The sequence below is a fragment of the Deltaproteobacteria bacterium genome, assembly GCA_019309545.1.
In the GTDB taxonomy this organism is placed as follows: Bacteria; Desulfobacterota; Desulfobaccia; order Desulfobaccales; family Desulfobaccaceae; genus Desulfobacca_B.
Map to the genome: position 1 here is coordinate 18,573 of JAFDGA010000020.1, position 20,206 is coordinate 38,778.

Below are 20,206 nucleotides of genomic sequence, written 5' to 3' on the forward strand. Positions count from 1 at the left end.
TAACCGACAACTTTCAGTAATTGCAAGCCGGCAATTTAAGCCCTGGTTGGTTAAAAAGGGTTGTCAAGAATCGAAACTACCGGTTATACTGGGCATAGAAGCTGAGGGACAAGTGCCATGTCTGCCAAGGAATTGATCTTCATAATCTTTTGCCTGACCGTGGTGCCCTTGGGAGGGTCTTGTGGACAGGTGCGGCCGGTGCCTGCCTCCTGGGACGCGACAAAATATGCTCCTATTCCCTTTAGCCAATTGAAGTCTGGGGTTCCTGCTCTCAGCCCCGGCCAGCAGGTCAGGTGTCGGGCTTATTTCTGGCAATTCCTGGAATACGATCCGGCTCCAGGCTACTATTATTTCAATCAGCTCCGTCACCCCCTGAGCTGGGGTGATCTGCAGTGGTTTGCTCTCTATGGCAGCCCTGAGATGCATGACTATTTTGACCGGGTCGCCATGGATTCCGCCCAAGAGCGCACTTACCAATTACACCGGTTAGACCCCATTATCCTCTACGGGGAGCTGGTGCCGTTGGGGGGCCGCCAACTCTATCTCCGAGTCCACCATATCCAGAAAGATGAACCTTACTAAATCCTGCGGGATTTTTATTCTTCTGGGGTTGGTCTCTTTCCCGGCCACATCAGCTTTACCTCCCCATGCCGGCCAGTGGGCCGAGGCCGAAAAGCTTTTAAAAAGTCCTGAGTTAAATTTTGCCAAGGCCCGCCAGGCCCTGACCATTTACCAGGGGTTGTTGCCGCCAGACGGGAAAGAACGGGTTGGTTTATTAACCCGATTGGCGCAGGTCTGCTTTATCCTGGGGGATCTGGCGGAAGAGGATCAGCGGCACCAGTTTTATAAACAGGGGCGACGCTATGCCGAGTCGCTGCTCCAGGACCGGCCTCACGCCGTCGAGGGTCATTACTGGCTGGCCATGCATCTGTGTGGCCTGGCCGACGTCGGCAGCGTCTTGCAAGGACGGCGGTTATTGCCGCGCATTTTGCAAGAACTCCATCGTGCCCTGGCCCTGGACGAGACCTACGACCAGGCCGGGGCCCATCGGGTATTAGGACGCATCTATTATGAAGCGCCGGGCTGGCCCTTTTCGGTTGGCAACCTGGATAAATCTCTCCATCATCTGAGCGCGGCGGTGCGCCTGGCCCCGGAGACCAGCACCAATCACCTCTATCTGGGCGAAACTCTGCTGCGACTGGATAAGCCCGACCAGGCTCGCCGGGAATTCGAGGCGGTGCTCAAATCAACTCGCCATGCCATCCAGCCCCACGGTCTGGAAGATGACCGGCATAAGGCCCAGCGTTACCTGGATGAACTAAGGTTATCTGCTAAATAACCTATAGGCAAGACATCTTATTCTTTAGGAAATTTTTAGAGTTCAAACATGTTTAAACTCACGGCTCAAACCCGGGCGGGTAAAATAACCGCAGGTCTGCTGATCGGTCTGCTGGTCGGGATGCTGACCCTGGGTTTGGACGCCAGCGGTCTATTAGAAGGTTATAGCCTCAAAACCCTGGATCTGTTATTTCAGAAGGCTCTGCCTTCCCAGCCGGGTCACGCCGATATCGTCATAATTGAAGTGGACCAGGCCAGCCTGGAATTTTATCAGAACCAGGGCATCACCTGGCCCTGGCCCCGGCAGATGTATGGGCCGATCATAGACTATTGCCGCCTGGCGGGGGCTCAAGCGATCATTTTTGATGTTTTGTTTACTGAGAGCTCATCCTATGGCCTGGACGATGACCTGAGGTTGGCCCACAGCCTGAGCCAGGCGGGAAATGGGTTTCTGGCGATGTTTCTCACTCGCAACCCCAGGGAAAACAACGCCCCAGATCAAGACTGGCTGCAAAGCCAGAGCCTGACCGTGGCCGGGGTGCCGCCGATGGTCAATCCAGGCTATCGTTCGGTCATTCTACCCATTCCATCTTTGCGGAAGGCCGCGGCGGCCCTGGGCAATGTCGAGTGTTGTCCGGATAATGACGGGGTTTATCGACGCCTGCCGGTCCTGGTCCCTTTTCAGGGACAATGGTGCCCGCAACTGGCGATGTCAGCCTTCTTATACCAACGCCAGCCGCTTACCCTGACCTGGCAGCCGGATGGCCTGATGATCAAAGGCGCGGCAGGCTCGGAGGCAAATCAACCGTCGTCCGCCGAATTGATTCCGCTATTGCCCGACGGCAAATTACTGCTCAAGTATCGTCCTGGGGCGCGGCCTTATCGGCGCTATCCGGCAGCCAATGTGATTCAATCATATGTCCAATCCCAGGCCGGGCAGAAGCCTTTGCATCCCTTAAGCGAATTTTCCCAGAAATGGGTGCTGGTCGGGTTCACTGCTCCCGGCCTCTATGACCTCAAGCCCACGCCCTTGTCACCCATATATCCCGGGGTCGCCATTCAGGCTACCTTGTTGGATAACTTGTTAACCCGCGACTTCCTGATACCGATGGGAAGGGGAGGGGCCCTAATGCTGACCCTGGGGTTAGGCCTGGCCTCGGCTCTGACCGTGTTATGGGTTCCGGCGTTGTGGCTGACCTTGCTGTCGCTGATCGGTTATCTGGTGCTGACCATAACCCTGGCAGTGGTGTTGTTTGTCAGCGGGGTGTGGATGGATGCGGTGCCCCCCCTGGTAGCGGTGGTGTTTGGTTTCGGAGTGAGCGCGGCTTACAGCTATTCCACCGAAGGCCGGCAAAAACGTGCTATCCGGCGCATGTTTGCTCATTACATGTCCGAGGCCCTGATTCAGGATCTTGTCAAAAATCCGGGTAAACTGCGGTTGGGCGGGGAACGCCGGGAGATGACCATATTTTTTTCCGATCTGGCCGGTTTTACCGGCATCTCTGAGGGGCTCAGCCCCGAAGCGCTGGTTCCCCTGCTTAATGAATACCTGACCCGGATGACTGACATCATTATGGCCAGTGGAGGCATCATCGATAAATACGAGGGTGACGCCATTATGGCCTTCTGGGGGGCTCCGGTTTTCCAGCCGGACCACGCCGGCCGCGCCTGCCTGGCGGCCCTGGAACAGCAACGGCAGCTTGAATTGTTGCGCTCCCAGTGGCAGGCTCGAGGATTACCCAACTTTGCCGCCCGCATGGGCATCAATACCGGGGAGGTAGTGGTCGGCAACCTGGGGTCGGATACCCGCTTCGATTTCACTGTTATTGGCGACGCGGTCAATCTGGCTTCCCGGCTGGAAGGGGCCAATAAAAGTTATAATACGACCATCCTGATCAGCGAAACCACGGCGGAACAGGCCGCGGCCCAGGTGGAGTTGCGAGAGATCGACCTGATTGCGGTCAAAGGTCGGGCGGCTCCGGTCCGGGTCTATGAGGTGTTGGCTCCGAAAGGACAGATAGTCGCAGAAATGGTCCAGGTCCGTGAACTCTTTGCCCAGGGGCTGGCCCGATACCGTCAGCAACGCTGGGCTGAGGCCCAGGAGTTGTTTCAGCAGGTGCTGGACCACCGCCCGGGCGATGGTCCGGCTCAGGTGTTTTTGGCAAGGTGTCAGCGTCTGAGTGGGCAGGATCTGGGTCCGGACTGGGACGGGGTCTTCCGCCTGACCAGCAAATAGAGAATAGTGTCCGGGTTCGGACGGATGATCAATCTGCTGGACAGAATTATTACTCCGAGCATTGAAAAGATTAATCTGAGGGGAGGGCCGGGGGACCGCCGTCCCCTCCCAACCCCCCTTAAGGGGTTGGAGGAGTGGGTTTGGGAGAGGGTTAGGGGGTCTTCGACCCTAAACCCCTCTCCCCAGAGCTTTTTTTCTAAACCCCATTCATTTATTTTATGACCCGAGTAATATGTTTGACAAAGCCTAACTGATTATCTAAGCTGCAATATCTAGCTAATCCGATTTTTACTTTTCAGGGAGAAGGGATGACCGGTCAGAAACGCCTGCTGCTCTCCAAGCAAGTCATTGATCAGCGGGTCCGTCAACTAGCCGCGCAGATCAGCCAGGATTATGCTGGGAAAAATGTTCTCCTGATCGGCATTTTAAAGGGTGTGTTCATCTTTATGGCTGATTTGGTGCGGGCCCTGGAATACCCGGTAGAGGTAGATTTTGTCCGTTTGCGAAGCTATGGGGCAGGCTCCGAATCGGCCGGTGAAGTATGGATCAGTAAGGACATCGAGCTTCCCATTCGCGATCGGCATGTCCTGGTCGTAGAGGACATTATCGATGTGGGCTTGACCCTGGATTTCTTGATCGGCCACCTGCGGAGCCACCGCCCCAAATCTTTAAAAATCTGTTGTCTGATTGATAAAAAAGAGCGCCGCCAGGTAGAGGTCCCCCTGGATTACGTTGGCTTCGTGGTCGAGAAGGGTTTTCTGGTCGGCTATGGGTTGGATTGCGGCGAGCAGCACCGCACCTATCCCGAGGTCTATGAGCTGGAACTTTGACCCCCCGCGGCTTAATGAGCTAATAGTGGTGATCCGGTCTCCATCTTGCCTTAAGGTCTGGCAATGGTTAGAATTTCGTAAAACGACCGCGGCAACCGTTATATTAACTCCCGAAGAAGGAGGAGAGACCTATGGCATCGAAAATTAACTGGCGGAGCGACCTGGACCAGGCCCAGAATTTGGCCCGCCAGGAGAATCGACCCATCCGGTTGGATTTTTTCAATCCCTTGTGAATCGGCTGTCAACAGATGGATGCAGTTACGTATCCCCAGGAAGAAATTTTCAGATTTATTGAGGAAAATTTCATTCCGGTTCAGATCGAATCCTCCAACCAGGAAGCGATGGATAAATTTAAGGTAAAATGGACCCCCATGCTGCTATTACTGGACGCTGAAGGAGGGGAACATTACCGCACTGTCGGCTTCCTGGCCCCGGAAGATTTTATCCCGACCTTCATGGTGGCCCAAGGCAGGTGGAATCTCGATATCGAGCGCTACCCGGAAGCGCCGAATTGGTTTGACCAGGTCATTGAGCATTATCCCAACAGCGAGGCGGCGGCGGAAGCGATCTTTTTCCGCGGCGTGGCCAGGTATAAAAAGGACCATGATCCTAATCCGTTGAAAGAGGTTTACGCTGTCCTGACCGAAGAATATCCACAGAGTAGCTGGACTAAGAAGGCCGCGCCGTACCGCCTGATTCCTTGAAACATGACGAAACTACTCCAGGGAAGTCGGATTGCTCCTTGGAGTAGATGCATCGCCTCCCACGGCGATTTATTAATCCTGTGCCGAGACAGAAGGCCCAAAGCTATGTTTGGTTATGATCTCTCTACCCTGATTATTATCCTGTTGGCTATCGGGATTTTCTTCCTGCTGAGGGAAGTCAATTGCTGGTATTGGAAAATTAATGAACGGATTATTCTGTTGGAGGAAATTCTAACCCGGTTGGAAAATATGGAGAAAGGCCGACCACCTGCTGAAGCGCCAGAACATTTGTCTGAGATTTCCATTGACTGATCCCATAACTGGATTAACCGAGCTTAATAAAGCAGCGTCGCTGATCGCGGCCATCGATATCGGCAGCCTGACCATTCGCTTGGCCATCGCCGAGGTCGGGGTTGATCCTCCAGATCTTCGGCTAATCCATACTAAACGGGAAATTACTCACCTGGGTCAGGGTCTGGTGCAGACTGGGAATCTGGCGCCGGAGGCCGTAGACCTAAGCCTGGCAGTATTGGCCGAGTTTGTCCGGGACCTTAGACAATTCAAAGTTGTCGCCAGTCGCGCGGTGGCCACCCAGGCGGTCCGCCAGGCCCGGAATCGCCAGGCCTTTTTAGATCAGATTTGCCGGCAGACCGGTCTGGGGGTGGAGGTTCTCAGTCCGGCACAGGAAGCCCGACTCAGCCTGGCCGGAGTGCTCTCGGTTCTGACCCCGGCAGATGAAGTTGATCGGCCCTTGGTGGTTTTCGATGTCGGTGGGGGGAGCACTGAGTGGGCCTTAGTTATTCCAGGCCAGGATATGTGTTTTGCCAGCCTGCCGCTGGGCGTTTCAACCCTGACCCAGAGGTGGTTGGCTAGCGACCCACCGGGCAATGCTGAGCTGGCGGCGCTGAGAACCGCGATCAGGCATCAGCTTGAGCAGTTGCCCGGAGTCTATTTTGCCGACTATCTGCTCAGGACCCAGCCGCGATTAGTGGGGACGGCCGGGACCGTGACCACTTTAGCGGCGATGTCGTTAGGGATGACGGTTTATGAGCCCTCCCGGATCAATAACCTGGTTCTAACCCGAGCCACCGTGGACCGTCTGAGCGGCCAATTAACGGTCCTGACTGAGGCGGAGCGGGCCCGTCTCCCCGGCCTGGAGCCCGGCAAGGCTGGGGTGATCGTAGCAGGGGCCTTGATTATTCAAAAAATCCTGGAGTTCTTCCAACAAGCCTCTCTGGTAGTGATTGACGCCGGCCTACTGGAAGGATTGCTGTTGCAGATTGCCAAGGAAATTTCTTTTCCCAAAAATTCTGATAAAATTGAAAAGATTATATGTGCAGGAGAAAAATTAAATGACCCAAGATCGGAGCATCACCGAGTATAAATTCGATGAGCTGGTTTCCATGGAACCGTGCCCCGAGAAAATAGAGATAATTTCTGGTTATACCTTTGATGATTTGCTTCTGATTCCCGGGCCCTCGGAAGTGTTGCCCAATGAGATCAATCTTGAGACCAGGCTGACCCGGAACCTCGCACTCAATATTCCCCTGGTGAGCGCGGCCATGGATACGGTGACCGAATCCGAAACCGCCATCTGTATTGCTCGCCAGGGGGGCATCGGCATAATCCATAAGAATATGAGTATCGAGGCCCAGGCGCTGGAGGTCGAAAAGGTCAAAAAATCGGAAAGCGGTATGATTCTCGATCCGGTGACCATTGGACCGGAAGCCAAAATCGCCACGGTCCTGGAACTGATGCAACGTTATCGCATCTCTGGCATCCCGGTGGTCGAAGGCCACCGTCTGGTGGGGATCGTTACAAATCGGGATCTGCGCTTTGAGACCAATTTTGACCAAAAAGTCAAGGAGGTGATGACCAGCGAGGGCCTGGTGACGGCCTCGCCGGGCATCACCCTGGAAGAATCCAAAGCCTTGCTGCACCAACACCGCATTGAAAAGCTGTTGGTAGTCGACGATGACTATAATCTCAAAGGCCTGATCACCATTAAAGACATCGAAAAGGTCCGCAAGTATCCACAGGCCTGTAAAGATGAATTCGGTCGCCTGCGGGTAGGGGCGGCGGTGGGGGTCGGCGCTGATCGGGAGGCCCGGATTGAGGCTCTGCTCAAGGCCGGGGCCGATGTCATCGTAATCGACACCGCGCACGGCCATTCCCGGGGGGTACTGGAGGCCACCCGGGCCAGCAAGCGGGAGTTCCCCCAGATCGAATTGATTGCCGGCAACGTGGCCACCGAGGAGGGGGCGCGGGACCTGATGCTGGCTGGCGCCGATGGTGTTAAAGTGGGCGTTGGTCCGGGGTCCATCTGTACCACTCGGATGGTCGCCGGAGTGGGACTGCCCCAGATGACCGCCATCATGAACTGCAGCCGGGCGTCTCGCCACTACGAAGTCCCTTTGATCGCTGATGGCGGGATTAAATTTTCCGGAGATATCACCAAGGCCATTGCTGCCGGGGCACATAGTGTGATGATCGGCGGCCTGTTCGCCGGTACCGAAGAGAGTCCAGGAGAAATGGTCATCTTCCAGGGCCGCAGCTATAAGGTTTATCGCGGCATGGGGTCCCTGGAGGCCATGAAGGAAGGCAGCCGCGATCGGTATGGCCAGGAATATATCGAATTGGAATCCAAACTGGTACCCGAAGGTATTGTCGGCCGCGTACCCTACCGGGGCAAGTTAGCCGATCTGATTTACCAACTCATGGGTGGTTTACGTTCGGGCATGGGCTATGTGGGCTGCGCCAGTATCCCGGAATTGATGGCCAAAGCCCGGTTCCTGCGCATCACTCCTGCCGGGCTGAGGGAATCCCATGTCCATGATGTGATCATCATGAAAGAGGCCCCCAACTATCGTTTAGACTGACCAGTTATTACCTCCGAGGAACCACGAAACGGGCGGGAAAATGCCTCTCGATGACACGGGCGGAGATATCTGTGAATTGCCGAACCTGTGGTTATAATTATGGTCATTAGGAGCTAATTATGCTACTGCCGTGCCGTCAAGTTAAGGCCGTCTATCCTCCGTCGGACTGCCGACGGCAAATAGGCCTGGCGAAATTCCATAAACTGGTGGAGGTTAATCATGGCCAAGATCACGGTGGAACAACCTTCCCCGGAACAGCTGCAATCTTTAGGGGTGGAAAACTGGAGTCCTTGGGAATGTGAACCCAGCACCTTTGATTGGTCTTACGACACCGATGAGACAGCCTATGTCAAGGAAGGCCTGGTCACGGTCCGGTGCCCGGACGGCGAGGCGGTGGAAATCAAGGCTGGTGATTTAGTAAAATTCCCCCAAGGCCTAAGCTGCACCTGGGAAGTGAAGCAAACTATCAGAAAAGTCTATAAGTTCGAGTAAGGGATTGCCTCAAGGGGTAGAAGGCCGCCGTTCGCCGGGGAAACTCGGTAAGCTATGCTTGTCTTCTATGTGGGGTTTGATGTCCAGAATCGGGGTGCCATCCAGCATGTCCAAGCCCTTGACCTGGATTACATGGCCTTCGATCCCTAAGACTTCCACCCGCGACAGGCCAATGGGATTGGGTCGGATGGAGGAGCAGATGCTGAACACCCCCAGTCGCTCCTGTCGATGCGGCGGCGACTGGGTCAGGAATTGGGGGGTAAACATCGGGCTTTTATGGAAATGGAAAATAACCAGGATCCGTTGGCCAGGTTTAATATCTTTAAGACCTTGCTGATATTGAGGGTCGATTTCTAAGGTGCCGGTTACTTCCGAGACGGTCCAGTGGCGGGGAATGGTTTGAGAGGCCGTGCGCACATATCCTATGGGTTTAAAATTGATCTTCATAATATAATCTGTGCCAAAGGATGACCACGGTATCCGACCAGTTTACCTTTATTGCGGTCGCTCGAATTTTTTCTTGTAGGCCGGGTGGATAAATCGGGTAGGTTTGTGACGGAACTCCCGCGCCGGGATCACCCTGGTCAATAAATCCAGGCGTCCCTGTTGTTTCAAGCGCTCGTAAATCTGGCACCAGGCGCAGGGCCGGGTCCGATCCACCTCACACATGCCGTCAATCGGGCCGCCACAGGGGCCGTTCAGTAGGCCTTTGGAACACATGGTCACCGGACAGATACCGCCGGTAAGGGCTAAATAACAGGTACTGCAGGCGGAACAGCGCTCGGTGTAGAAACCGATATCTTCGTTGGCCCCCAGAAAGGTGGTATTAACCGCGGGATAGACCGGTTTTTCCGGATACATCTCCGCCAGAAACTGCACCCCCACGCCGCAGGCCATGGAAATAACTGCGTCATATTGCTCCACCTGGCCGGCGATGGCCTCCAGAAATTCCCGATCACACTGCCGTTCCACGGTGGTTTCGCCGATCTCAATATTCTTATCTTCCAGTTCCAGGGCTATCCGAAGCTCGGCGGCCAGGATGCCCACTTCTTTTTCACCGCCGGTCAGGCAGACGGCCACGCAGGTGCCGCAGCCGACGATCAGCACCTTATTATGGTCGTTGATCATTTGTTTGATTTCATCGAACGGTTTTCTCTCAGCAATAATCATGACTTCTCCTCAACCTGGACCTCTGCCCGGCGCTTTAAGGTCAAGGGATTGGGCCCCAGGGCTTGGACTCGTTCGGTCATTTGGCGGACGGCTTCGGCCCATTTGGGAGCATCGGAAGCGCCGATGTGAAACATTTCCAAACGCTCCCCGCCGATGCCGATTTCATCGAGCAGCTGTTTGGTATATTCTACCCGTTCTTGGGCCCTAAGATTGCCTTCCAGGAAGTGGCAATCCCCGACTTCGCAGCCACTCACCATGACGGCATCGGCTCCGGCCTCAAAGGCCTTGAGTATATGCAGGATATCAATCCTACCGGTGCATAAATATTTTACAATCCGGACCGTCGGCGGATATTGCATGCGGGCCGCGCCCGCCATATCCGCGGCGGTATAGGTACAATAAGTACAGATCAAAGCTTCTATTTTGGGATTGAAGGTCATCGTCTTTTAACTGATTTTCATTATGAAGTTCAATCTCAGAACGCTCAGCATCCGGGCAGATCTGTCAAGCCCCGGCAATGGCGGCAATCTTGGCCAGACATTGAATATCCCGGCTATGTTTAACTTCAATGGCCTTACGGGGGCAGGTGGCGGCACAGATACCACAGCCCTGGCAGGAGGCCGGGTCGATGGTGACCACTCCATCTTCTGGAACAAAGCGCGGCACTCTAAAGGGGCAGACCCGCATACAGCTCAGGCAGGCGACACAGTGCTCCGGGTCGACCTGGGCCACGGCCCCGCTGACAAACATCTGCTGTTTGGAGAGGATAGCCATGGCCCGCGCCGCCGCGCCTTTGCCCTGAGCGATGCGCTCCTCAGAGAATTTGGGACCGTGGGCCAGTCCGGCCAGGAAAAACCCGCTATTGGCAAAATCGAGCGGCCGGAGCTTAAGATGCGCCTCCATGAAAAAGCGATCGGCGTCAAAGGGAAGCTTATAGACCCGGGCCACTTCTTCCGCCCAGGGATTGGGTCGAATAGCGACCGACAGGGCCACAAAATCCGCCGGCAAGAGTATGGGCACCCTGAGATTCTGGTCGAAGACCTTGACCTTCAGGCCCTCATCCTCCGCCAGGACCTCGGGTTTCTGATCGCGGTCAAAGCGAATAAACTGCACCCCCAATTGGCGGGCCTTCTGATAGTAGAGCTCCTTGAAGCCAAAGGTGCGGATATCCCGATAAAGTATATAGACGTTGGTCTGGGGACTGAGTTCCTTAACCTGGATGGCGTTCCTTATCGCATATGAGCAGCAGACCCGGGAGCAATAAGGGTAATCCGGCTCCCGGGAACCCACGCATTGGATCATGACGATGTTGGCCGTGGCCTGAACGGACTCCGGCTCATTTACCAGCATGTCCTCAAATTTATGCTGAGTGACGACCTGCGGATGTTGCCCATAGAGATATTCTTCTGGTTCGTATTCCACTGCGGCAGTGGCAATAATGGTCGCCCCATGCGGAATCTCCCGGCGGCCGTCTTTGGTTTCCACTATGGTGGTAAAGCTGCCGATGTGGCCGGAAAAATCGACAAGCCGGGCCTCGGTGATAACCTCGATGCGGCTATGATTTTTCACCCGCTCCACCAGCTTTGCCACATACGGCCAGACCAGGAAGCCCTCCAGGGTATAATGCCGCTTCCAAGCGATTCTGCCTAATTGTTTCTCGTGTTCCACCAGGGTCGTATCATACCCGGCCTCGGCCAGGGTCAGGGCGGCGGTCAGACCGGCAGGCCCGCCCCCTACTACCAGGGCCCGCTGGACCACGTCAAACGGCAGTTCCGGCAAGGGCTCCAGCTTGGCAGCCCGCGCTACCGACATCCTGACCAGTTCCTTGGCCTTTTCCGTCGCCCTCTCGGGTTCAGCCAGGTGCACCCAGGAGTCCTGATCGCGAATATTGGCCATCTCGAAGAGATATTTATTGAGACCGGCCTGGCGGAGGTTATCCTGAAACAGAGGCTCATGCGTGCGAGGACTGCAAGAGGCTACTACTACTCGATTCAGACGATGTTCTGCGATGACCTCCCGCATGCGCTGCAAAGAGTCAGTGGAACAGGAAAAGGTGTAATGATCAGCATAGACCACCGAAGGCAGGGTCCGGGCATACTCCGAAACGGCTGCCACATCGACTACCCCCGCAATATTGATGCCGCAGTGGCAAACAAACACCCCGATCCGGGGGTCTTCATAAAGAACTTCGCGTTCCGGCGGATATTCCTTAACCGTGAGCATGGTATTGCGGGCTTCCGCTAACAGCGCTCCGGCGGCCGCGGCCGCGGCCGAGGCCTGGGTTACGGTTTCAGGAATATCCTTGGGGGACTGGAATACCCCGCAGGTAAAGATCCCCTCCCGAGTGGTGGAAACCATCTCCAACGGTGGGTTCTCAACAAACCCCCAGCGGTTAGTGTCAAATCCCAGCTTTTCTCCCAATTTGACGGCGGCCGGATGAGGGGCCAGACCGACGGAGAGGACCACCAGGTCGAATTCCTCGGTCTGGAATTCGCCGGCGGCATCTACATAAGATATCAGCAAATTTTTACTTTTGGGAATTTCGGCCACCCGGGAGACCATGGAGCGAATAAAGCGCACGCCTAATTGGTCTCGGGCCCGCTCATAATAGCGGTCAAAGCCTTTACCCTGGGCCCGCATATCAATAAAAAAGATGGTTGCCCCCACCTCTGGATCGTGTTCTTTGGCAATCACTGCCTGTTTGGTGGCATACATGCAGCATACAAAGGAGCAATATTCCCGGCCAATCGAGGCGTCCCGGGAGCCGACGCATTGAATCCAGGCCACCTTTTTAGGAGGGCGGCCGTCTGAAGGCCGCTCGACATGGCCTTCGGTGGGCCCGGTAGCGGACAGCAAACGCTCGAATTCCAGGGAGGTGATAACATTGGGATAACGGCCATAGCCGTATTCGACTTTTTCCCGGGCATTAAAGGGGCGAAAGCCGGGAGAGACAATCAGCGCCCCGACCTTTAGCCTCAAAGTCTGAGGCTGCATAAAATGATCTATTGCTCCGGCCTGGCAGGCCTGCACGCATAGCATACACTCGGCGCAAACCCCACACTTGAGACAGCGGGCCGCCTCGGCCTGGGCCTGGGCTTCGGTATAACCTCGGGCCACCTCTTCAAAAGTGGAGCACGAAACATCAGCCGCCAGGAAAGGCATGCGCTCCCGATCTCTTTTTTCCTCGTCCAACGGGATTTCTACCCACTTCTGCATGGCCTGGGCGGCTTCACCAGGGCCGCGGCCCGCGGCCAGATCGACTCCTTGCAGATAACGGTCGATGGATTCGGCTGCTTCCATACCGCCGGCAATAGCGCCGATAGCCACCCAGGGCCCGGTATGGACATCGCCGGCGGCAAATACTCCGGGCATGGAGGTCTGATAAGTTACCGGGTCCAATTCCAGGGTCCCGAAGCGGGTGGTTTTAAGGCCGATATTTTCCAGATAAGAGAGGTCGGCCATTTGCCCGATAGCGGGAATGATCATATCGACGTTCAGGACAAATTCGGAACCAGCGATCGGGATGGGGCGGCGGCGGCCCGAGCTGTCGGGTGGTCCCAGTTCCATGCGAATGCAGGCCAGGCCTGCCACCTGGCCATTTTCGACAAGCACCCTTTCCGGGGCCTCCAGATAGCGGATATTAATGCCCTCGCAGATGGCTCCTTCGATCTCCTCCCCTAAGGCCGGCATCTCCTCCTGCGAGCGTCGATAGATGATGGTAACGCTTTCTGCCCCCAGACGGCGGGCGGAGCGGGCCACGTCAAAGGCCACATTGCCGCCGCCGATAACCGCTAGGTTTTTGCCCACCTTTGGGTTTTTCCCCAAATTAAGCTGACGCAGAAAATCGACTCCCTGGATGACCCCCTGGGCATCTTCGCCGGGAATGCCCAGGGAGCGTCCCAGATGACAACCAAGACCTAGAAAAACCGCCTCATAATGCCGGTGTTGAAGGTCTTCCAAAGTAAAGTCGCGGCCCAGGGCCGCGTTGGTCTTGATTTCCACGCCATAACGAGTAATGTTATTGATTTCGGTCTCTAATACCTTTTTGGGGAGTCGAAAATCCGGGACTCCCACCCGCAGCATGCCCCCTGTTACCGGCAGAGCTTCGAAAACGGTGACCTCGTACCCCCGCAAGGCCAGGTGGTAAGCACAGGATAAGCCCGCCGGGCCGGAACCGATGACTGCCACCCGCTGGTTTTTCCTAGGAATCTCCGGCAGGGGCAGGTTTAAGATATCTACCCGGTCGCCGGCAAACCGCTTCAAGTGGCAGATGGCGATAGGTTCATCCAGTTCCTTGCGCCGACAGCGGTATTCACAAGGGTGGGGGCAGATACGACCCAATACACTGGGTAAGGGCAGCCGCTCCATAATAAGTTGCACTGCTTCGGCGTACTTGCCGACCTTGATAAGTTGGACATAACCCTCGACATTTAGCTTGGCCGGACAGGCTGCCACACAAGGGGGGCGATCCAATTTTTCAATGGCAAAGGCTGACGGAATGGCCTGAGGGAAATGCCGATAAGCAGCGTGCCGGGTTCCCAATCCCTCATCAAAGATTGAGGGCAGCTCCACCGGGCAGACATCGGCGCAGGCCCCACAGGCACTACACTTATCGACATCAATATAACGCGGGGTCTGACGGACGGTGACAGTGAAATTCCCGGGCTCGCCCTCCAGGGCCTGCACCTCGGTTTGAGTCATGATCTCAATGTCCGGGTGCATGGCCACCTCAATTAATCGGGGGGAGAGCATACAGGTGGAACAATCATTGGTGGGGAAGGTCTTGTCCAACTGGGCCATGACCCCCCCCAGCGAAATATCCTGTTCCACCAGATAGACCTTATAGCCAGCATTGGCGGTGTCCAGCGCGGCCTGCATGCCGGCGATGCCGCCGCCGATGATCATCACCGCCCCAACCTTAGGGTTTGCTTCAGTTGCCATTAGGTAAAGATGTCCTGATCACTATTGTTCTTAAGTTCTAGGGCCTTATGAGTTCCTGCCATACCATAATTATTGGCCCCAAATATATTCGGCTGACCTACAACTCCTATTCCAGAAATCCTTTGCGCATCAGCAAGGGGAAGGGATTGACAAAATGGCGTTTCAGCCAGGTGCGGACCTCGGGATGGCCCAGCGCCAGGCCGATCAGTTCGGTAAAATAAAGGACCGGCAGGTAATAATGTTTCCCAAATTTGTGAGAAATCCGGCTTTGCACCATGTCCAGATTTGCCTGACACATCTGACAAGAGACCACGAAACACTCGGCGTCGGCCTCCAGGGCCCGCTCATAGAGCCGCTGCACCAGAGTATCGATGATGTCTGGTCGGCTGACCGCCAATCCCGCCCCACAGCAGTCGGTTTTATAGGACCAGGGATAAGACTTTGCCCCCAGCAATTCCACCAGTCGATCCATATTAGTGGGATCTTCATAATTTTGGCTATCGGTTACCCGCGGCGGGCGAGCCACCAAACAACCATAGTAGCATACCGTCTTCAGACCCTGTAAGGGACGCTTGAGCTTTTCTTGGATGCGGGCCAGGACCGCTTCCTGAGTAAAATAATCCAGTAGATCCCAGATCTTAACTTTACCTTGGTAGATTTTACTATTGATCGCCGCTTCCGGCTCTGCACCGGTTTCCAGATGGTTCATATGAGGCATATGAGTTAGGTAACGCGATTCAAATTTAGCGGCCTCTGGCCCCAGCAGGACTTTTTCGGCGGCCTTTAACCGGTTAAAACACAAGGCGCAGGGGACTACTACATCCTGCCCGATGGCTTCGGCTAACAGCAGGTTACGGGTCGGCAGGGCTATGGATAGAAACTCATTCAGACTATGTGCCGCAGTAGCTCCACAGCAGCTCCAATCGTCGATTTCCTCCAACTGGATGTCCAACCGGCGGGCTATGCCTTGAATTGATTCGGCATAGTCACGGGCGGTGCTTTCCAGGGAACATCCGGGATAATAAGAAACCTTCATTACCCCCAGACCTTGGCTTTTTTAAATAGTTCCATGAATTCCTCAATATCTCTCACCCGTTGCGGTGGCTTCAACCGCAGTCGGCCTTTGCGGAAAAGCTCGAAGCCCATCTTCAGGTCGCCCATGAAGGTCCCGTTTACCAGTTTGGCCATGGCTCCGCCACTACGGCTGGTATACATCCGCAATAATAACGCCTCATGCAGGCGCCCTCCGGAAAGCCGGACATCATCCAGGAAAACCTGGTGGAAAGTCGCCACCTCTTTTTGGGGAATAGACCGATGCGTGGAAATGGCTTTTTCTTTAAGATAATCCATCACCCCGGCAATATCGATATCATTGGGACAACGGGTGGTACAGGTCTGGCAGGAGGCGCAGACCCAGATAGTATTAGACTCCAGGACCAAATCCTCCTGACCCAGGGCGGTCAAGCGGATAATTTCGTGGGGGTAGAAGTCCATGGCAAAGGTGAGTGGACAGCCCGCTGTACACTTTCGACACTGGTAACAATCAAAAACCGAGATTCCCCGCTCCTGATGTAGCTGCTCCCCTAGCCCTGGATTAGGGCACAGGGGTTCACTCGGAAGCTCTCGCATTACAATGGGCTCCAATCCATATTAAGATCAAAAATTTAATATAAATCCGAAAAAAATAAATGTCAATTTTTGATTCCAGATTTCTGACCGATTAAGGAAGGCTTGAATAACCTTGGTTATCTCAACAAAACAATGCCGACACCGGTTCTGATGTTTCCTTCTAAAGTAAATTAAGGCTGTTGTCTCTCCCGGCGGCTAAGCTGATAAATTCCGGTTCCTGCTTTTTCCAATTTTTAAGTCGTCAGTTTGGCCAGGAATTTTCCAAGGCAAGCTTGCTGGCGGCTACTAATCTAACTTTAGATGTGATATAATCTTTTAAAAATTTCCTTATCTTGTCGCCGTGGAAATGACAGCCAAACAGAGCCAGTATAAAGTGGCCATTGTCGGGGCCGGCCGTCAGGGTATGGCCCTATTAGAAGCCCTGGTACCCTCTCAGAACAGCCACCAGTATCTCCAGGTAGTCGGAGTGGCGGATGTTAACCCCGAGGCACCTGGCCTGTTGTATGCCCAACGGCATGGTATCTTCACTACCAATAAATACATTGAGTTGCTTAAGATTGAAGGCCTGGATCTGATTTTTGATGCCGCGGGCCAGCCCGAGGTGTCTCAGGCCCTGGAGCGGCAACGCCCGCCCCAGGTTACCGTCCTGACCGGCGAACGTCCTTATCCCTGGGATGATTTTTGGGACCTGATCGCCAAAGGTTTTGCGCCGCCCAAGACCCCGGAGCCCTTGAAGGTCGGGCTGGTGGGCGCAGGTAAGGGAGGCTCGGAAGTTCTGCGGCTGATTACCGGGGATCGCCATCGCCAGGACCGGATTCAAATCTTAGGGGTGGCCGATCGAAATCCCCAAGCTCCGGGGATGACACTAGCCCAGAATCTCGGCCTTTCGACTTTTCTCAATTATCGTGAATTGTTACAGCAAAACCTGGATCTGGTAATGGAACTTACCGGTGATCCCCAGGTGCGGGAAGAACTGATCCGCCTCAAGCCGGCCACCACCCAGGTAATTGACCATGTGGAAGCCCAGCTTTTCTATGAACTCCTGCGGCTGGCCGAAGACCAGTTCCGCCAAAAGATTGAGAGTGAGATTCGGTTGTCCACCCAGCGCAACCGGTTTCAACGCATATTTGATCACTTGCCTGATCCGGTGCTGGTGCTCAATCCCGATTATTCGGTGGAATGGGTCAATCTCACCTTTTTGCGCCGCTTCCAGACCACCGAGGGTCTGGTCCAGGGCCAGCCCTGTTACCAGGTGCTGCGTCAGTTGGATGCTCCGTGCCACCAACGCGGTCTCTTCTGTCCTTTAGAAGAAGTATTGGAAAAGGGTACCACGACTCAGGTAATTCATCGTTATCTTGGACCGGATGGGCAAGTCAGATTTGATGAAATCAGCATGGCCCCGTTGTTTCCGCGCGAGGGCGGGACCAGGAAACGGGTAATTGAAGTCATTAAAGACATCACCCCCCAGAAACGGCTGGAAGAAGAGCTGCAGGAATCGGAGGAAAAGGCCCGACGATTGTTCAAAGAAGCCAATGCCGGGAAAGTCTTCTTGGAGACCATCCTCAACGGAATTCAGGATAATATGGTGGTGATTGATGGGGATTACCACATCATTGAGGTTAACCGGTCCTATCTGGAGATGGCAGGGCTGTCCCGGAGCGAAGTGGTAGGGAAATTTTGCTACCAGATCTCCCATCACGTCGATCAACCGTGTTCTACCCCAGATCATCCCTGTCCTCTTAAGGATGCCCTGCGCACCGGCAAACCAGCTGCAGGTACGCATGTGCATTATGACAAACATGGTCAGGAGCGCTATTATCACGTGGTCTGCCATCCCCTGTTTGATGAGACCGGCCAGGCCACCCGGGTGGTAGAACTATCACAAGACATCACCAAGGAAGTCATGGCCCGCTCCCGGATGCTGCATGACGACAAGATGACCTCCTTGGGGAAACTATCGGCCAGCGTGGTGCACGAAATCAACAATCCGCTCACCGGCATCCTGACATTTATCAAACTGTTGCAGCGCACCTTGGCGGAGGGCCTGGCCACTCCACAGGAATTGCAAGAATTCCAGCGTTATTTAGGGCTGATGGAAAGCGAGACCTCCCGGGTCAGCCGGATCGTCTCCAACCTGCTGGCCTTTTCCCGCAAGACCAGGCCCGAATTTAAACTGGTCAATGTAAACCAGATTATCGATGAAACCCTGTCACTGTTAGACTATCAGGCCGGTTTACAGCGGATTAAAATCAAACGCCGGTATGACCCTGCACTGCTGCCGGTGTTGGCTGATCCGGCCCAACTTAAACAGGCCTTTCTCAACCTGTTCATGAATGCCCAGGATGCCATGCCCGATGGCGGTGATCTATCCATCCGAACCCGAAACCTGGGAACCAAAGCCGTCCGCATTGGGATTTCAGATACCGGAGTCGGCATCCCCAAGGAACACTATTCCCAGATTTTTGAACCCTTTTACACCACCAAGAAAGGCGGCGGCGGCGCGGGACTGGGCCTGTCAGTGGTCTATGGCATAATCAAGGAAAATCAGGGCACTATCAGAGTTGATAGCGTGGTCGGTCAGGGGACCACTTTTACTATCCGTCTGCCGGCTCGGAGGCCAGACGAAGATGTTGATTCCGCATAAAAAGTTTAACCTGTTGGTGGTGGATGATGAGCTCATTATCCGAGAGTCGCTGGCCGGGTGGCTGCAACGGGACGGCTACCAGGTAGAAACAGCTGACAGCGGTCCTCAGGCCTTGGAAAAAATCCAGGCCAAACACTATGATATCATGCTGATCGACGTCAAGATGCCGGAAATGGACGGCCTCACCCTGCTGCAACATTTGAAAGAGCGAGACCCTGACACCGCCGTGATTATGATGACGGCCTACGGGTCCATCGAAGACGCGGTCGAAGCTATGAAGAAGGGGGCCTTTGACTATTTGCTCAAGCCTTTCGACCTGGAGGAACTTAGCCTGACCATTGAGAAACTGGTGCAGATTCAAACCATGACCATGGAAAATATCGTCCTCAAAGAGCGGGTGGACAAGATCGATCGTTTTGAAGAATTGGTGGGCCTATCCGAACCCATGCAAAAACTCTATGAGACCATTATGGACGTGGCCCAATCAGATGCAACGGTGCTGATTACCGGCGAAACTGGCACCGGCAAGGAGTTGGTGGCGCGGGCCATTCATGCCCAAAGCCCTCGTGGTTTTGCACCGTTTATCGCAGTCAATTGCGGGGCCTTTACCGAACAACTGCTGGAAAGTGAGTTGTTCGGACACGAAAAAGGGGCCTTTACTGATGCCAAGTTTACCAAAAAAGGCCGCCTGGAACTGGCGCATGGGGGGACGCTGTTTCTGGATGAAGTCGGCGATATCACTATGAAAATGCAGATTGACCTCCTTCGGGTGCTGGAAACCCATGAATTCACCCGGGTCGGGGGGACGATTCCCATTCACAGCGACTTCCGGGTAATTGCCGCCACCCACCAGGATCTGCTGGCTGCCATCCAGGAGGGCACCTTCCGCCGGGACCTGTACTACCGCCTCAACGTGGTCCACATCCCGGTGCCGCCTTTACGGGAACGCCGCGGCGATATTAAACTGCTGGCCGAACACTTTCTGGTGCATTATGCCGCCGAGACCAACAAAAAGATCGATTCCATCCATCCCGATGCCCTGGAGGCCATGCAGCACTACGACTGGCCCGGCAATGTGCGGGAATTAGAAAACGCCATCGAGCGGGCAGTGGTGATCGGCAAAGGCCGTCAGATTCAGCTGGCGGACCTGCCTCTGTTTGGTCCGAGTGACCGGACCGCGGCCCTTGGGCTTTCTCTGGAAGAAATGGAGCGGGAGCACATCGCCCAGGTCCTGGAGGCGGAAGGCGGCAACATTTCCCGGACCGCTCAGGTTCTGAAGATCAATCGCACCACCCTGTATCACAAGCTCAGAAAATACGGCCTGAAATCTTGAAGTTAACCCT

The 20,206-nt window shown here is 54.9% G+C and carries 17 protein-coding genes; 11 read left to right on the top strand and 6 right to left on the bottom strand.

Translation table 11 applies throughout. From position 1 onward, the window contains the following. Nucleotides 1-117: 117 nt before the first annotated feature. The 9 genes from JRG72_07665 (at nt 118) to JRG72_07705 (ending at nt 8,479) form a co-directional block, all read left to right on the top strand. A complete protein-coding gene (locus JRG72_07665; protein MBW2135092.1) occupies nt 118-582 on the top strand; it encodes a hypothetical protein in 465 nt (154 codons plus the stop codon). Beyond that, nucleotides 569-1,339, top strand: a complete 771-nt coding sequence (locus tag JRG72_07670) for a hypothetical protein (protein MBW2135093.1) — start codon at nt 569-571, stop codon at nt 1,337-1,339. The genes JRG72_07665 and JRG72_07670 overlap by 14 nt, the downstream gene beginning before the upstream one ends. Nucleotides 1,340-1,387: 48 nt before the next feature. Next, on the top strand, nt 1,388-3,574 hold the full coding sequence (locus JRG72_07675; GenBank protein ID MBW2135094.1) for a CHASE2 domain-containing protein: 2,187 nt from the start codon (nt 1,388-1,390) through the stop codon (nt 3,572-3,574). 308 nt (nt 3,575-3,882) lie between these two features. Next, complete coding sequence (gene hpt, locus JRG72_07680; protein ID MBW2135095.1) at nt 3,883-4,404, top strand: hypoxanthine phosphoribosyltransferase; 522 nt, start codon at nt 3,883-3,885, stop codon at nt 4,402-4,404. Nucleotides 4,405-4,652: 248 nt separating this feature from the next. Continuing rightward, on the top strand, nt 4,653-5,108 hold the full coding sequence (locus tag JRG72_07685) for a hypothetical protein (protein MBW2135096.1): 456 nt from the start codon (nt 4,653-4,655) through the stop codon (nt 5,106-5,108). 105 nt (nt 5,109-5,213) lie between these two features. Then, nucleotides 5,214-5,420, top strand: coding sequence for a hypothetical protein (locus tag JRG72_07690; GenBank protein MBW2135097.1), 207 nt, complete (start codon nt 5,214-5,216; stop codon nt 5,418-5,420). Next, nucleotides 5,413-6,492, top strand: a complete 1,080-nt coding sequence (locus JRG72_07695; protein ID MBW2135098.1) for a Ppx/GppA family phosphatase — start codon at nt 5,413-5,415, stop codon at nt 6,490-6,492. The genes JRG72_07690 and JRG72_07695 overlap by 8 nt, the downstream gene beginning before the upstream one ends. Before the next feature lie 19 nt (nt 6,493-6,511). Continuing rightward, the gene (gene guaB / locus JRG72_07700; protein MBW2135099.1) at nt 6,512-7,987 is read left to right on the top strand and encodes an IMP dehydrogenase; all 1,476 of its coding nucleotides are present in this window, start codon (nt 6,512-6,514) and stop codon (nt 7,985-7,987) included. A gap of 219 nt (nt 7,988-8,206) precedes the next feature. Further along, nucleotides 8,207-8,479, top strand: a complete 273-nt coding sequence (locus JRG72_07705) for a cupin domain-containing protein (GenBank protein ID MBW2135100.1) — start codon at nt 8,207-8,209, stop codon at nt 8,477-8,479. Nucleotides 8,480-8,488: 9 nt separating this feature from the next. On the opposite strand, the gene tsaA is transcribed toward JRG72_07705, so the two are convergent. The 6 genes from tsaA to JRG72_07735 all read right to left on the bottom strand — a co-directional run bounded on the left by tsaA (nt 8,489) and on the right by JRG72_07735 (nt 16,219). Next, the gene (gene tsaA, locus JRG72_07710; protein ID MBW2135101.1) at nt 8,489-8,926 is read right to left on the bottom strand and encodes a tRNA (N6-threonylcarbamoyladenosine(37)-N6)-methyltransferase TrmO; all 438 of its coding nucleotides are present in this window, start codon (nt 8,924-8,926) and stop codon (nt 8,489-8,491) included. 48 nt (nt 8,927-8,974) lie between these two features. Then, on the bottom strand, nt 8,975-9,649 hold the full coding sequence (locus JRG72_07715) for a methylenetetrahydrofolate reductase C-terminal domain-containing protein (GenBank protein MBW2135102.1): 675 nt from the start codon (nt 9,647-9,649) through the stop codon (nt 8,975-8,977). Continuing rightward, entirely contained in the window at nt 9,646-10,089 is a 444-nt protein-coding gene (locus JRG72_07720) for a hydrogenase iron-sulfur subunit (GenBank protein ID MBW2135103.1), read from the bottom strand. Before JRG72_07720 ends, JRG72_07715 begins: the two co-directional genes overlap by 4 nt. 64 nt (nt 10,090-10,153) lie before the next feature. Further along, a complete protein-coding gene (locus JRG72_07725; GenBank protein MBW2135104.1) occupies nt 10,154-14,590 on the bottom strand; it encodes an FAD-dependent oxidoreductase in 4,437 nt (1,478 codons plus the stop codon). Nucleotides 14,591-14,696: 106 nt separating this feature from the next. Then, the gene (locus JRG72_07730; protein ID MBW2135105.1) at nt 14,697-15,626 is read right to left on the bottom strand and encodes a CoB--CoM heterodisulfide reductase iron-sulfur subunit B family protein; all 930 of its coding nucleotides are present in this window, start codon (nt 15,624-15,626) and stop codon (nt 14,697-14,699) included. Beyond that, nucleotides 15,626-16,219 (bottom strand): 4Fe-4S dicluster domain-containing protein, encoded by a 594-nt coding sequence (locus JRG72_07735; protein MBW2135106.1) that lies wholly within the window; start codon nt 16,217-16,219, stop codon nt 15,626-15,628. The genes JRG72_07730 and JRG72_07735 overlap by 1 nt, the downstream gene beginning before the upstream one ends. A gap of 346 nt (nt 16,220-16,565) precedes the next feature. Here JRG72_07735 and JRG72_07740 point away from each other — a divergent pair, with 346 nt between their 5' ends. Together JRG72_07740 and JRG72_07745 are read left to right on the top strand one after the other, a co-directional pair. Next, nucleotides 16,566-18,863, top strand: coding sequence for a PAS domain-containing protein (locus tag JRG72_07740; GenBank protein ID MBW2135107.1), 2,298 nt, complete (start codon nt 16,566-16,568; stop codon nt 18,861-18,863). After that, a complete protein-coding gene (locus JRG72_07745) occupies nt 18,847-20,196 on the top strand; it encodes a sigma-54-dependent Fis family transcriptional regulator (protein ID MBW2135108.1) in 1,350 nt (449 codons plus the stop codon). Before JRG72_07740 ends, JRG72_07745 begins: the two co-directional genes overlap by 17 nt. Nucleotides 20,197-20,206: the final 10 nt, after the last annotated feature.

Excerpts from the sequence above, each read along its gene's own strand:
- JRG72_07725 (MBW2135104.1), bottom strand. The coding sequence starts at position 14,590 with ATGGCAACTGAAGCAAACCCTAAGGTTGGGGCGGTGATGATCATCGGC.
- hpt (MBW2135095.1), top strand. The coding sequence starts at position 3,883 with ATGACCGGTCAGAAACGCCTGCTGCTCTCCAAGCAAGTCATTGATCAG.
- guaB (MBW2135099.1), top strand. The coding sequence starts at position 6,512 with ATGGAACCGTGCCCCGAGAAAATAGAGATAATTTCTGGTTATACCTTT.
- JRG72_07670 (MBW2135093.1), top strand. The coding sequence starts at position 569 with ATGAACCTTACTAAATCCTGCGGGATTTTTATTCTTCTGGGGTTGGTC.
- JRG72_07675 (MBW2135094.1), top strand. The coding sequence starts at position 1,388 with ATGTTTAAACTCACGGCTCAAACCCGGGCGGGTAAAATAACCGCAGGT.
- JRG72_07715 (MBW2135102.1), bottom strand. The coding sequence starts at position 9,649 with ATGATTATTGCTGAGAGAAAACCGTTCGATGAAATCAAACAAATGATC.
- JRG72_07705 (MBW2135100.1), top strand. The coding sequence starts at position 8,207 with ATGGCCAAGATCACGGTGGAACAACCTTCCCCGGAACAGCTGCAATCT.
- JRG72_07665 (MBW2135092.1), top strand. The coding sequence starts at position 118 with ATGTCTGCCAAGGAATTGATCTTCATAATCTTTTGCCTGACCGTGGTG.
- JRG72_07685 (MBW2135096.1), top strand. The coding sequence starts at position 4,653 with ATGGATGCAGTTACGTATCCCCAGGAAGAAATTTTCAGATTTATTGAG.
- tsaA (MBW2135101.1), bottom strand. The coding sequence starts at position 8,926 with ATGAAGATCAATTTTAAACCCATAGGATATGTGCGCACGGCCTCTCAA.
- JRG72_07690 (MBW2135097.1), top strand. The coding sequence starts at position 5,214 with ATGTTTGGTTATGATCTCTCTACCCTGATTATTATCCTGTTGGCTATC.
- JRG72_07730 (MBW2135105.1), bottom strand. The coding sequence starts at position 15,626 with ATGAAGGTTTCTTATTATCCCGGATGTTCCCTGGAAAGCACCGCCCGT.
- JRG72_07735 (MBW2135106.1), bottom strand. The coding sequence starts at position 16,219 with ATGCGAGAGCTTCCGAGTGAACCCCTGTGCCCTAATCCAGGGCTAGGG.
- JRG72_07745 (MBW2135108.1), top strand. The coding sequence starts at position 18,847 with ATGTTGATTCCGCATAAAAAGTTTAACCTGTTGGTGGTGGATGATGAG.
- JRG72_07720 (MBW2135103.1), bottom strand. The coding sequence starts at position 10,089 with ATGACCTTCAATCCCAAAATAGAAGCTTTGATCTGTACTTATTGTACC.
- JRG72_07740 (MBW2135107.1), top strand. The coding sequence starts at position 16,566 with ATGACAGCCAAACAGAGCCAGTATAAAGTGGCCATTGTCGGGGCCGGC.